Annotated in this window: 13 protein-coding genes; 7 read left to right on the plus strand and 6 right to left on the minus strand. The window is 68.3% G+C overall.

The window, feature by feature from the left end; genetic code table 11:
- The first annotated feature begins 306 nt into the window (after window positions 1–306).
- From FHU39_RS03860 to FHU39_RS03875, 4 genes are all read left to right on the plus strand, one after another.
- Window positions 307–2,391, plus strand: coding sequence for a DEAD/DEAH box helicase (locus tag FHU39_RS03860; RefSeq protein WP_183319136.1), 2,085 nt, complete (start codon window positions 307–309; stop codon window positions 2,389–2,391).
- Between the two features lie 46 nt (window positions 2,392–2,437).
- Window positions 2,438–3,007: a YqgE/AlgH family protein gene (locus FHU39_RS03865; RefSeq protein WP_183319138.1), complete on the plus strand. Its 570-nt coding sequence runs from the start codon at window positions 2,438–2,440 to the stop codon at window positions 3,005–3,007.
- A gap of 20 nt (window positions 3,008–3,027) precedes the next feature.
- Window positions 3,028–3,342 carry a DUF3039 domain-containing protein gene (locus FHU39_RS03870; RefSeq protein ID WP_183319140.1) on the plus strand — a complete coding sequence of 105 codons (315 nt, stop codon included), beginning with the start codon at window positions 3,028–3,030 and terminating at the stop codon, window positions 3,340–3,342.
- Window positions 3,343–3,525: 183 nt separating this feature from the next.
- Complete coding sequence (locus FHU39_RS03875) at window positions 3,526–5,280, plus strand: DEAD/DEAH box helicase (RefSeq protein ID WP_183319142.1); 1,755 nt, start codon at window positions 3,526–3,528, stop codon at window positions 5,278–5,280.
- 1 nt (window position 5,281) lies between these two features.
- Here the strand turns inward: FHU39_RS03875 and FHU39_RS03880 are convergent, their stop codons facing one another.
- Entirely contained in the window at window positions 5,282–5,755 is a 474-nt protein-coding gene (locus tag FHU39_RS03880) for an Lrp/AsnC family transcriptional regulator (protein WP_183319144.1), read from the minus strand.
- 37 nt (window positions 5,756–5,792) lie between these two features.
- Window positions 5,793–6,353 (minus strand): TetR family transcriptional regulator, encoded by a 561-nt coding sequence (locus FHU39_RS03885; protein ID WP_221185121.1) that lies wholly within the window; start codon window positions 6,351–6,353, stop codon window positions 5,793–5,795.
- An 82-nt stretch (window positions 6,354–6,435) separates the two neighbouring features.
- Here FHU39_RS03885 and FHU39_RS03890 point away from each other — a divergent pair, with 82 nt between their 5' ends.
- From FHU39_RS03890 to FHU39_RS03900, 3 genes are all read left to right on the plus strand, one after another.
- Window positions 6,436–7,293 carry an oxidoreductase gene (locus FHU39_RS03890; RefSeq protein WP_183319146.1) on the plus strand — a complete coding sequence of 286 codons (858 nt, stop codon included), beginning with the start codon at window positions 6,436–6,438 and terminating at the stop codon, window positions 7,291–7,293.
- Between the two features lie 109 nt (window positions 7,294–7,402).
- Window positions 7,403–8,608, plus strand: a complete 1,206-nt coding sequence (gene hppD / locus FHU39_RS03895) for a 4-hydroxyphenylpyruvate dioxygenase (protein WP_183319148.1) — start codon at window positions 7,403–7,405, stop codon at window positions 8,606–8,608.
- 82 nt (window positions 8,609–8,690) lie between these two features.
- Entirely contained in the window at window positions 8,691–10,400 is a 1,710-nt protein-coding gene (locus FHU39_RS03900) for a hypothetical protein (RefSeq protein WP_183319150.1), read from the plus strand.
- Window positions 10,401–10,429: 29 nt separating this feature from the next.
- Here the strand turns inward: FHU39_RS03900 and FHU39_RS03905 are convergent, their stop codons facing one another.
- The 4 genes from FHU39_RS03905 to FHU39_RS03920 form a co-directional block, all read right to left on the minus strand.
- Window positions 10,430–11,758 (minus strand): HNH endonuclease, encoded by a 1,329-nt coding sequence (locus tag FHU39_RS03905; protein WP_183319152.1) that lies wholly within the window; start codon window positions 11,756–11,758, stop codon window positions 10,430–10,432.
- Window positions 11,759–11,888: 130 nt separating this feature from the next.
- Window positions 11,889–12,338, minus strand: coding sequence for a hypothetical protein (locus tag FHU39_RS03910; protein ID WP_183319154.1), 450 nt, complete (start codon window positions 12,336–12,338; stop codon window positions 11,889–11,891).
- Between the two features lie 150 nt (window positions 12,339–12,488).
- Window positions 12,489–12,668, minus strand: coding sequence for a hypothetical protein (locus tag FHU39_RS03915; RefSeq protein WP_183319156.1), 180 nt, complete (start codon window positions 12,666–12,668; stop codon window positions 12,489–12,491).
- 72 nt (window positions 12,669–12,740) lie between these two features.
- Window positions 12,741–13,244 carry an Rv1352/Rv1906c domain-containing protein gene (locus tag FHU39_RS03920; protein WP_183319157.1) on the minus strand — a complete coding sequence of 168 codons (504 nt, stop codon included), beginning with the start codon at window positions 13,242–13,244 and terminating at the stop codon, window positions 12,741–12,743.
- Window positions 13,245–13,308: the final 64 nt, after the last annotated feature.

A 13,308-nucleotide genomic window follows, 5' to 3' on the forward strand; every position in this document is an offset into this window, starting at 1 on the left:
TGTTTGAGCGATCGCTCAAATACGACTATATACCCACTTTGAGCGATCGCTCAAGACGCTGGTGCGACGAAGGTCACCCGCCGCGGGCGCCGTCTCGTTTTGGTCCCCGGTGGTGCGATCCGATACCTTTGGTGGGTTATTACGCGATCTTGCGTTCATTGCTGATTTTCCTTTTGTGAGCGCCGAGATCTTTCCGGCGCGAGGGACCCCCGAGCAGCGCGACACCCGTTTCGACACGGGCGATGCCGCCTGCCTTTCCCCGCGAGGTGCCTCAGCAGCACCAGAGATGACACGAAGGAATGACGCATGCCCAAGGACGGCAAGAAGGCGCGCTGGACGCGCGCCCAGAAACTCGAGGCCAAGCGATCCGGTGCGCGCACCCAGCGCGACGAGACGGGCCGCGGCCCACGGCGCGACCGCGCCGCGAACCCGCGCAGTGACCGGCGTGACGGCGGGCGCGGCGGCGAACGCCGCTACGACGACCGGAGGGGCGATCGTCGGTATGACGACCGCCCGGACCGGGGTCAGGACGCTCGCCGGGGTGACCGCCGGTACGGCGACGACGACCGCCGCAACGAGCGGAGCTTCGGCGAGCGGCGTGGCGGCGAACGCCGGTACGACAACGACGGTCGTGGTGACCGCCGGTATGACGACCGCCGGGGTGAGCGCCGCTACGGCGACCGCGGCCCGCGGCGCGACACCGACGACAACGGACGTGGCCGCCGCGACTTCGGCCGTGGCGACCGGCGCGACGACCGGCGCGATGGCTTCCGGCGCGACGACCGGCGGGACGACCGGCGGGACGGCGACGACCGCCGCAGCAGCTTCCGGGACGACCGGCGGGGCGAGCGGTTCGACCGTGGCGGGGACCGTCCCGCCCGGCGCAGCAGCTACCGGGACGACCGGCGCCCGTCATACCGTGACGACCGCCGGGAGCGCCCGGCCCGCCGTGACTTCGACCGCCCCCGCCGGGACGACCGTGAGCCCGCGACTGCCGTGACAGCGACCCGCGAGCAGGGTCCCGTCGAGCCGATCTCGTTGGAGGGCAACGGTTTCGCCGCACTGGGTCTGCCCGAGGTCCTGGTCGAGCGCCTGGCGCGCGACGGCATCACGGCGCCGTTCCCGATCCAGGAGGCGACGATCCCCGACGCGCTGGAGGGCCGTGACGTGCTCGGGCGCGGGCGCACCGGCTCCGGCAAGACGCTGTCGTTCGGGCTGCCGCTGCTGACGCGTCTGGCCAAGGGCGGAAAGGCCCGTTCGGGTCAGCCGCGCGCGGTCGTGCTGGTGCCGACGCGGGAGCTGGCGATGCAGGTCAGCGACGCATTGCAGCCGCTGGTGCACGTCATCGGCCTGCGCCACAAGCTGGTCGCCGGAGGTATGCCGTACGAGCCGCAACTGTCCGCGCTGGAGCGCGGGGTCGACGTGCTCATCGCGACCCCCGGCCGGCTGATCGACCTGATGGAGCGCGGTGCCGCCGACCTGTCCCGCGTGGAGATCGCGGTGCTCGACGAGGCCGACCACATGGCCGAGATGGGCTTCCTGGAGGCGATCGAGCAGATCCTCGACCAGGTCCCGACCGACGGGCAGCGGTTGCTGTTCTCCGCGACCCTGGACCGGGGGATCGACACCGTCGTCGAGCGCTACCTCACCGATCCGGTGGAGCATGCGACCGACGACGGCACTGCGTCGATCAGCACGATGGACCACCACGCGCTGCTCATCGAGCCACGCCACAAGAAGACCGTGACCGCGGAGGTCGCCAACCGGTCGGGCCGGACCGTCGTGTTCGTGCGCACCAAGCTGGGCGCCGACCGTGTCGCCGGTGAGCTGCGCGACCAGGGCGTGCTCGCCGCGTCGCTGCACGGCGGCCTGAGCCAGGGGCAGCGCAACAAGGTGCTGGCGGCGTTCAAGAACGGCGTCGTCCCGGTCCTGGTCGCCACGGACGTGGCGGCGCGCGGCATACACGTCGACGACGTCGGTGTGGTGCTGCAGGTCGACCCGCCGGCCGACCACAAGGACTACCTGCACCGGGCGGGACGCACCGCCCGGGCCGGTGAGAAGGGCACGGTCGTCACGCTGGCGCTGCCGCACCAGCGACGCACGATGCAGCGTCTGCTGGACGAGGCGGGCGTGGACACCACGCTGCAGAATGCTCGTCCGGGCGACGACGTCATCCGCGCCGCCGGCGGCAGCCGTCCGGACGGTGCACCCATCTCCGAGCAGGACCTGCAGCGGCTGATCAGCCCGCCGCGAGCGAACCGCGGCGGCCGGTCGTACGGCGATCGCGGTGGACGGCAGGGCGGCCGAGGACGCTACGGCGACCGTGGCCGGCGTGAGGGTGGCTACCGCGGCGGTCGGGACCGCTTCAGCAGGGGTCACTCCGCCCGCTGAACGATCCTTCGGGCACGAGGTCGGGTCGGTCACCCATAATGGCGTGGTGACCGACCTGACCGGACGACTCCTCGTCGCAGTGCCTCGGATCGACGCCGAGGTCCCGGAAGGCGACGTCTTCGACCGTAGTGTCGTCCTGCTGCTGCACCACGACGAGGAGGGCGCGCACGGGCTGATCCTGAACCGGCCGCTCAACGCCGAGGTCGACTCGGTGCTGCCCGGCTGGCAGGAGCACGTCACGACGCCCGACTGTGTTTTCCAGGGCGGGCCGGTCTCGCTCGATACGGCACTCGCGCTCGCGTCGTCGACAGGGGACGAGGACGAGTCACTCGGCATACGAAGCCTTTTCGGGGAGATGTGCCTCGTCGACCTGGACGCCCCGCCGCCCATCGTGGCGCCGGTAGTCACGGCGTTGCGGATCTACGCGGGGTATGCCGGTTGGGCCGCCGGACAGCTCGAAGGCGAGATCGAGGCGGGGATGTGGTTCGTCGTGGACGCGCTGACGACGGACGCGTTCAGCGGCGATCCGGGCGAGCTGTGGGCGCGGGTCCTGCGGCGGCAGCGCAACCCCATGGCGTTCGTCGCCAGCTTCCCGGCCGATCCCGACCTCAACTGACGAAACTACAATGGGGCGACATGAGCACTCTTGACGAACCGGACCGGTTGTCCTCCCCGGAGAGCGCGCCGAGCACTCCGCGCACCACGACGGCGACCCTGGAGCGCACCGACGCCCAGGAGCAACTGCAGGAGCCGGGAGATCACGAGCGCTTCGCGCACTACGTGCGCAAGGAGAAGATCATGGAGAGCGCGCTGTCCGGCGAGCCGGTCACCGCACTCTGCGGCAAGGTGTGGGTGCCCGGGCGTGACCCGCAGAAGTTCCCGGTCTGCCCCACCTGCAAGGAGATCTACGACGGATTGCGCGCGCCGCAGGACGGCGGCGACGACAAGTAGCTCACCGGTCGGCACTCCATCACCGACAGGCCCAGAAAACCACTGACAGGCTCAGTAATTCGCGTGTTTCGGCGCCGAATGACTGGGCCTGTCGGTCGTTGGTGAGCCTCTCGGTGGTGGGGTGCGGGAAGGTGTGCCCCCGGTCCGGGGAGTGTCCGACGTGGAGGTTAGCCTTGTCGGCCTATGAGCACCTCCGCCGCTTCGCACCTGTCACCGGCGTTTCCCGGGAAGGCGGCGTGGGGGACCGCGGGCAAGCTGCGGGCGTGGCAGGCCGCGGCCATGGACCGGTACTTCGCCGACCAGCCGCGGGACTTCCTGGCGGTGGCGACACCCGGCGCCGGTAAGACCACCTACGCGTTGCGCCTCGCGACGGAGCTGATGCAGCGGGGGATCGTCGAGCAGATCACCATCGTCGCGCCGACCGAGCACCTGAAGACGCAATGGGCGGATGCCGCGGCACGGGTGGGGATCCACATCGATCCGCGGTTCACCAACGCCCAGCAGCAGCACGCTGCCGATTTCGACGGCGTCGCCGTCACCTATGCCGGGGTGGCGAGCAGGCCCGCGTTGCACCGGATCCGCACCGAGCGCAAGAAGACCCTGATCATCCTCGACGAGGTGCACCACGGCGGCGACACCAAGTCCTGGGGCGATGCGATCCGCGAGGCGTTCGAGCCCGCCACACGACGAATCTGCTTGACCGGCACGCCGTTTCGTTCCGACACCGCCCCGATCCCGTTCGTGCGTTACGAGGAGGGGCCGGACGGGATCCGCCGCTCGGCCAGCGACTTCACCTACGGCTACGCCGATGCGTTGCGCGACGGGGTGGTGCGACCCGTGCTCTTCATGGCGTATGGCGGAGCGATGCGCTGGCGCACGTCCGCCGGTGACGAGATCTCCGCGCGGCTCGGGGAGCCGCTGACCAAGGACGCGACGGCTGCGGCCTGGCGGACAGCGCTGGATCCGACGGGTGCCTGGATCCCGGCGGTGTTGCGTGCGGCCGACAAGCGGCTGACCGAAGTACGACGTCACGTGCCGGATGCAGGCGGTCTGGTGATCGCATCCAATCAGACTGCGGCGCGTGCCTACGCGCGGATCCTGCACGAAACCACGGGAGTTCGCCCGACGGTGGTGTTGTCCGACGACTCGGGAGCATCCTCGCGGATCGAGGAGTTCGCCGACTCCGAGGACCGGTGGATGGTCGCGGTCCGCATGGTGTCCGAGGGTGTCGACGTGCCACGGCTGGCCGTCGGTGTTTTCGCGACGTCGACCTCGACCCCGCTCTACTTCGCGCAGGCCGTGGGCCGGTTCGTGCGCGCCCGGAGGCGCGGCGAGACCGCGACGGTCTTCCTGCCCACCGTGCCGATCATCCTGGAGCTGGCAGCCAGCATGGAGAAGGAGCGCAATCATGCGCTCGATCGCCCTGACACTGCTGAGGATTCGATCTGGTCCGAGGAGGAGGGGCTGCTCGAGGAGGCCAACCGCGAGGAGAAGGCCTCCGGTGAGCTGGAGGGCAAGTTCGAGGCGCTGGAGTCCGAGGCGGAGTTCGACCACGTGCTCTTCGACGCCCAGCAGTTCGGCCTGGGCGCCGTCGTCGGCAGCGACGAGGAGGAGGAATACCTCGGGTTGCCAGGGCTCTTGGAGCCGGAGCAGGTCACCAGTCTGTTGCGTCAGCGACAGGACAAGCAGCTGCGCACCGGGCGCAGACGGCCCAAGGACGACCAGCCGGTTGCGGCACACCGCGCGCTGGCCGCACAGCGCAAGGAACTGAACTCGCTGGTGGCGGCATACTCCACGAAGTCCGGCAAGCCGCACGCGCACGTGCACCACGAGCTGCGGGTCAAGTGCGGGGGGCCGGCGCTGGACCGTGCTTCGTCGGAGGAGGTCACCGAGCGGATCACCATGATCCGCAACTGGTTCGTGGGTCGTAAGCGGTAGCTCAGCGACTCCCGGCTTCCTGCACCAGCGGCAGCGTGCGGTGAGCGACCAGCTCGGCGAGGGCGATCGTGGTCGAGGCGTGGACGACGAGCCCGGTCCCGACGATCTGGTCGATGACCCGCTGGAGGTCGGCGTTGTTGCGTCCGACGATCCGCGCGAGCAGGTCACCGCTGCCGGTGATGGTGTGCACTTCCAGCACTTCGGGGATGCCCTCGAGGTGGTCGACGACCGCCTGGCGGCCCTTGCGCTGCTGGATCTGCAGTGTGCAGAAGGCCATCACCGGGTAGCCGAGTGCCGCGGGGGAGACGGTGGGCGCGAGCGAGGAGATGACGCCGCGCTCGATGAGGCGGTCCAGCCGTGCCTGGACCGTGCCGCGCGCGACCGCCAACTCTCGCGAAGCGCCGAGCACCCCGATCTGTGGCTTCTCGGTGAGCAGAGCGATGAGGCGTGCATCGAGGTGGTCGATCTTCGGCATACCTCCGAACGTAGCGAAGCGGGCGTCCGGTCGTCGGTCAGTGCGGCGCGAGTCCGGCCAGGAAGATCTCCAGCCAGCGGTTGCGCACCTGCTCGGGTTGATCGACCGGGGCGGTCACCATGAGCAGCTGGAAGTCGGCCGCTTCGACCTCCGGCGCCAGCACCCCGGCGTCGATGCAGGACTGCAGGATCGGGGTGAGGCTGCGTCCCGCCCGCTGCTCCGCGGCCGAGTAGTCCGGGTCCACGAACGCGGCGGCGGCAACCTTGACGGCGTGGTTGCGCGCCGCGTCATCGAGGATCCGGTGCGCCAGCGCGCGCAACTCGTCGCCGGGCGGGGCACCGTCGGCGACCCTGGCCGCCGTCTGCTCGACGTCGACGACGAGCTGCTCGAGGTGCTCCTCGACGACGGCGTTGACCAGGTCGACCTTCGCCGGGAAGTTGCGGTAGAGCGTGCCCACCGCCACACCGGCGGCGTCGGCGATCGCGGACATGCTGACGGTCGGCCCGTGCTCGATGATCTGCTCGCGGGCCGCATGCATGATGCGGGCCCGGTTGCGCACGGCATCGCTGCGCTGCTGACGGGGTGAAGGACTTGCCACAAGATGAACTATAGTTCACAATCAAAAGGTGAACGATAGTTCCGGATCACTGCCGGGCCACCCATCGCAGACGAGGATCACCATGTCAGACGCAACCACTCGCCGTACCGCGCTCGTCACGGGCGCTTCCTCCGGGATCGGCATGGCCACCGCTCGCAAGCTCGCCGACCTCGGGTTTGTGGTGTATGCCGCCGCTCGCCGGGTCGAGCGGATGAAAGAGCTGGAAGCGCAGGGAATTCGGCCCATCGCGATGGATGTCACTGACGACGCCTCGGCTGCCGCAGGCGTGGATCGGATCATCGCGGACACCGGCCGCATCGATGTCCTGGTCAACAACGCCGGCTACGGGTCGTACGGCGCGATCGAGGACGTGCCGCCGGAGGAGGCCCGCCGGCAGTTCGACGTCAACATCTTCGGGCTGGCCCGGCTGACGCAACTCGTGACCCCGCACATGCGGGAGCAGGGTGACGGCTACATCGTCAACGTGTCGTCGATGGGCGGGAAGCTCTACATGCCGCTCGGCGGCTGGTATCACGCCACGAAGTTCGCGGTCGAGGGGTTGAGTGACTCGTTGCGGCTGGAGCTCGCACCGTTCGGCATCAAGGTGGTCATCATCGAGCCGGGAGCGATCGAGACCGAGTGGGGAGGGATCGCCGCCGACGCGTTGCTGGAGCGCTCCGGGAGCGGTGCGTATGCCGACTCGGCCCGCCGCGTCGCGAAGGCCCTCACCTCCGAAGCCAGTGGGCCGTTCCGCGGGTCGAGCCCCGAGGTGGTGGCGAACGCAATCGGTCGGGCCGTCCGCGCGAAGCATCCGCGCTCGCGCTACGCGATCGGTGCGGGTGCGAAGCCCGCGACATACGCCCGGCGGCTGTTGCCGGACCCGGTGTACGACCGGGGTGTGCGGTTCCTGGTGAGTGCGGCCGGGCGCCGCCGCGACTGACTGGACAATCTGACCACAATTTCCAAGGGGTATCCGTGCATATTGCGCATGATGATCACCGTCACGCATGCCGATTGCGCGATCGTGTGATGCGCCGCACAGTGGACGCATGACAACGACTGTGAACCTCACGCCGGACGAACTCGCTGCAGGTCAGGACCTGGAGCAGTTGAAGCAGTTGGTCGGCCTGGTCGACTACGACGCCGACAAGGACCCCTTCCCGGTCACCGGGTGGGACGCGATCGTGTTCGTGTCGGGGAACGCGACGCAGTCCGCCCTCTACTACCAGACCGTGTGGGGCATGCAGCTGATCGCGTACAGCGGCCCGGAGACGGGTAATCGCGATCACAAGTCGTTCGTGCTGAAGTCGGGCTCGATCCGCTTCGTCATCAACGGTGCCGTGGACCCGGACAGCCCGCTGGTGGAGCATCACCGCAAGCACGGCGACGGTGTCGTGGACATCGCGTTGGAGGTGCCGGACGTCGACAAATGCATCGCGCAGGCGCGCAAGGCGGGCGCCACCGTGGCGCGTGAGCCGGAAGACGTCACCGACGAGCACGGCACGGTGCGCATCGCCGCCATCGCGACCTACGGCGAGACGATCCACACCCTGGTCGACCGGTCGAAGTACGACGGCCCCTACCTGCCGGGGTATGTCGAGCAGACCTCCACCTTCGAGCCGCGTGACGGCCAGCCGAAGCGGCTCTTCCAGGCGCTGGACCACATCGTCGGCAACGTCGAGTTGGGCAGGATGGACGAGTGGGTTGCGTTCTACAACCGCGTCATGGGCTTTGTGAACATGGCGGAGTTCATCGGTGACGACATCGCCACCGACTACTCGGCGCTGATGAGCAAGGTGGTGGCCAACGGCAACCACCGGGTGAAGTTCCCGCTGAACGAGCCTGCGGTCGCGAAGAAGAAGTCGCAGATCGACGAATACCTGGAGTTCTACCGTGGCGCCGGCGCCCAGCACCTGGCGGTCGCGACCGGTGACATCATCCAGACGGTGGACGCGTTGCGGCGCAACGGCGTCGAGTTCCTCAACACGCCGGACAGCTACTACGAGGACCCGGAGTTGCGGGCGCGTATCGGCCAGGTGCGGGTGCCGGTGGAGGAGCTGCAGAAGCGCGGGATCCTGGTGGACCGGGATGAGGACGGTTACCTGCTGCAGATCTTCACCAAGCCGCTGGGTGACCGGCCGACGGTGTTCTTCGAGTTGATCGAGCGGCACGGTTCGCTCGGCTTCGGCAAGGGCAACTTCAAGGCACTCTTCGAGGCGATCGAGCGCGAACAGGACAAACGCGGCAACCTCTGAGCCCCCTGATCTCATCGGCCACGACCAGCGCCCCGGTCGTGGCCGATGTGTTTCTCAGGAATGTGAATGACACCATGGTGCGATGCCGAAGAACGCAACCGCCAAGGGTTCGCCGCGCCTGCGTGTCGTCGAGTCGGCCGTGTCCCCACTGCGCCAGCACTATTTCGAGCTGTTGAGTGACCCGATGGCGTTCCTCGCTGATGTGAGCAGCCTGTTGGCGGTGATGGATGCCCGCACGTACGAAGGCCCGGGAGCTGAACGGCCACCGGCCGATCTGGACACGTTCCTGGACATGATCATCGAGGACGCCGGTGTTGAGACCACGGCACTGCTCCGTGTCTTGGCGCAGCTTGCTCCCGGGACCTACGCGGCACGGGCTGCCGACGAGGCCGCTCGCCGCGGCGATCCGGTACCGCCCTGGGTGGCGCGCCTGGCTGACGCCGAGGTGGTCGACGCGGGCCGGATGCAGGACGTACTCGGGGATGCCGGTGATTATGTCTTCCAGGTGCGGTCGCCGGGGCTTCCGGCCTTCTCCATGCTGGTGTTCGTCGACCGGCGGTTGGGTCGAGCAGTGACCGACGCGTTCTCCGTCGAGGAGACGCTTGACGGCTTGCGCCATCGATCGTTGCAGGCTGCTCCTGCCGGCGAGGTGGTCTGGCTCGGTGTCGACCGCGCGGCGGCACGTGGGGTGGTCGAGGCCGGGATCGAGTTGTCGGCGATGTTGCTGCCGCAACCGGAGACCGATTCGTGGCCGATGTCGAGAGCCATGACGGAGTGGGTCATGCGGATGCTGCCGCCGGCGGCGCCACCGGAGACGCCGGAGATCGATGATCGCGCGCGGGGGTCCCTCCTGGATGGCTTCCTGGCCTCGGAGCCAGGTATGGGGTTGCGCCGGGAGCGTGTCTCGCCGGAGACGGCGCGATCGATCGCCGAACTGCTGGTGGACTTCGCGGTCAACTACGGCACGGGAGATCCGCTGGAGTGGAGCCCGCGTGGTGTCGACGAATTCTTCGAATGGTGGACGAGGAAGGTGGTCGCACCGGAACTGGACAGCGATGTTCCGGAGGTGGCAGAGGCTTGGGTGAGGTTCGCTCTGGGGCGAAACGGTATGTCGCCAAAGGTGATCCGTCACGCGCTGGATGCGATCAATGAGCTGAGCGGCGACTACTACGCGGGGCGCTACCACCAACCGGAACTCGATGACGGCTTCGACCCGGTAGGGCTCGACATCACCGATCTGGTGGGCCGCATCCAGCGGATGTGGGGTCCTCGGTTGGACATAGCGGATCACGAATTGCCCTTCACCGTGGGATCGGAGGAAGCGCTGTTGGCGCTCACCGACGAGCCGTTGCCGGCCGACGAGTTCGACTGGAGCGTCGTGGCCGACGCCATACATGAGGCGGTGGCCGCAGTGCTGCCGCTCATCGACCGCGGCGCGGATGCTCACCCGGTGGCAGCCGACGAGGTGCGCACCGCCCAGCGACGCCTGTTGGCGATGGCCGCGAGTGACGCGCCGGGTTGGTTTTCGCCGCGGTCGAAGCCGACGAGCAACGCATCGGCGATCTGCTGGCTGGTCGGCCGGGCGAACGACCTGCTGAATCCTTATGGTCCGCTGACGGCTGCGATGCTCGCCGAGGCCGTCGGCGGGACTGGCGCACCGAGCCAGCGGGCGGCCAGGTTGCAGACGCTGCTCGGTATGCCGACGGGCTATCGGCACACGATGATGGGCGATGCACGCCTCTTGGTCAGCGAGTTCAGGGCGCAACTCATCGAACTGCGGGACGCGCCGTAACCCCCACCTCGAGGTGGTGCCGTGTGTGGTCAGGCAGCACGCCATTGAATGCGGTGGATTCGCCAGCTGATGTCGATGAGCGCTCGATCGAGATGGGATCGAGTCGGTGGTGGCATGCCGGGTGGTGCGGGTGGTCTGCTGGTGGCGGTGAGGCTGCCGGTGGTGGTGGTGGTTTCGCCGGCGTGGCCGGTGATGTTGATGTCGGGGTGTTCTTTGACTTGGTTGCAGCGGGCGCACAGGCCTTGTCCGTTGCGTTCGCAGGTTTCGCCGCCTGTTGCGTGGGCTTGGATGTGGTCGATGTGTTTGATGGGGGCGTCGCACCAGGGTGTGCGGCAGGTGTGGTCGCGTAGCCGGATCAGGTGGGCCAGGAGGCCGGGGTAGGTGCGGGCGTGGGAGTCCATGCCGATCAGGTCGCCGGTGTCGGGGTAGGTGAAGATCCGCCGGATCTGGGTGCGCACCTCCGCAGCGGTGTCGTTGGTGGTGTTGACCCATTCGCGGGCGAGGTCGGCGGGGATGGGCCCGTAGTCGGGTACGTGGGCGGGGGTGTCGCCGGTGAGGGTGTCGATGGGCATGAGCAGGTCGACGTGGATGTCGGCGCTGCCGTCGGCGGGTGCGTGTCCGGTGACGCGCTGCACGAGGGTGTCGGCCATGACCTGGCCGCGGGGTTGGTCACTGTGTGCGGCGGCCGCGGTTTTGAGGGCGGCGTAGCAGGCGACGCCGTCTTTGACCGGCAGGAGCGCGGTGAGCCAGGCCATGCAGTCCGGTGCTGGTCGCAGGGTGACCCGCCGGTCGGCTTCGGCCTTGGCGCGGCGGTGGACGAAGGCTTGCGGGTCGGCGGCGTAGGCGTGCTTCGTCGCTTCGGCGACCAGGCGGCGGTGACTTGTGTGCCCGAGGTCGTCGGCGAGGGCGGCGTCCACGGCGGTGCGGTCCTCGCGGGTCAGGTACGCGGTCTGGGCGACCAGGGCGGTGGCGTCGCGTTCGTTGATGACCCCGGCCGCGAGCGCGGCGTAGGTGTGGGGCATTTCCTCGGTGAGGGCGTGGGCCAGCCCGAGCAGGCGGGACCCGAGGTGGGGTGAGCGGCGTTGGGCCAGGGCGATCTGGGAGCCGACGAAGCGTGCGGTGGTGGCCCGGTCGATGCCGCGGGCGGTGTCCTTGTCGCGTTGGCGGTGGTGGGCCTGGACGGTCAGTCGTGCTTGGCGGGCGCACAGGGCGTTCTTGAGTTCTTCGAGGGCGCGGATCTCCGCGAGCGGATCGTCGGTGGCAAGGTCGCCGCCGACATCGTGCAGGAGGGTGCGCAGCGTGGATGCGTCGACGACCGGGCCGCCGTCGTCGATCGTATCTTTCTGCGTGTCGTCCATGTGTTCGATTATAGTCGAAACTTGCTGATATGCAACACTTTTCGCTCACCAATGTTATCCACATCCCTCGCAAAACAAGGGGGATGTGGATAACTTCGAACAAGCCGTACCGTCGGCTGCCCTTCGTTCATCAGGCCGCGACCCGATGCCGTGCGGCCTGTCGGGCCACACGCTTCAGGTGCCGTGTGTATGCCGCGGGTGCGCCGGCAGGCAACGTCATGTGCAGGTTGCCGTACCAGACTCGAAAGACCCGCGGGTTCTTGTTGTGCTCGCCGTACCCGACGTCTCCCGTCGCGAGGATCCAGGCTCCGTTTGCAGCGGCGTAGTCCTCCAGCCATGCGTCCTGCAGGACACCGTTCGCCCAGCGGATGTGGACCTTGGTGCCGGTTCGAGCGCGTTGATAGACGCGAGCAACCTGCACCAGCGAGGCGTTGCTGCTCTGGCTGAGAGCGAGCGCATGGCTCCACTCGGCGGCGAGCATCGCATCCCGCCGGTGCGCCCGCCGACGACGTATGACGATCCACCACACGCCAACCACCGGTAACGCGAGCGTAATACAAGTCTCGATGAAGTCGGCCATGGTCTGCTCCTCCAATTGCGTAGTGATGCGAAATAGACTCTGCCTGTTGTGGAGGGCTCGGCCGACGGGCCCACACGAATCCTGTGCACAGGTGCGCACAGTCACGTCTGCATGTGGACAAGTGCGGAGCCAGTGTCACGCGGGCGCGTCTCATGCCCTCGACGTCAGGTGCCACTGGCCGCAGTCCGGGCACCGGTACATGCGCTTTTCCTGGCGGACACTCCACTCCCGGCCACCGAGCCACTCGTCGGCGAGTTCCTGGGAGGTGAGCGCGCGATCGAGGAACTTCTGGGCGGATGCCGTGTCGGGGTAGCAAATCTTTCCCGACACGGCGCACCGCGGCAGTTGGGGCGTCTTACGGCAACGGAGCCATGTCCGCTGGCGACGTCGGACGCGCACGGCTCACCGCCGGGACCAGTCGTTGCAGCCGGAGGTTTCGAAGACCTTGTCGGTCGGTGCGATGGTGACGACGGACTGGCCGGCCGAGTTGTTGTTGGCGATGATGTCGCTGAACGAACCGGACGTCCCCTTCAGTCGCGCCCAGTAGCAGTTACCGCTGTCGGGGGTGCCCGAGACGTACGTGCCCGGCTGGATGTCCGTGCCGACCTGGTAGGTCCCGTCGCCCGGGATGGTCGCCTTCGGCTTCGGCGTGGTCGTGACCGTCTTGGTCACCGCCGGTGCGTGCACAGTCTTGGTGACCGCCGGCGCATGGACCGTGGTGGTCACGGCACTCGCCGGCTGGGCATCTGGGGCCGGCGCGGTGACGGTTGCCGTGGTGCGGACCGTGCTCGTGACGGCCGGCGTCGCCGTGCCGGAAGAACCTCCACTTCCCGCGGCGGCGCCGATGATCAGGGCGACCACGGCGGTGCCGGAGTATCCGATGATGTGCTTCGTCTTCGTGTTCATGTCGTGCTCCTGTCGGTCAATTGCCCCCGTGTGGGGTATGCCGATCACTGTGCCTTCGGCCATC

This window comes from Flexivirga oryzae (genome assembly GCF_014190805.1).
GTDB classification, from domain to species: domain Bacteria; phylum Actinomycetota; class Actinomycetes; order Actinomycetales; family Dermatophilaceae; genus Flexivirga; species Flexivirga oryzae.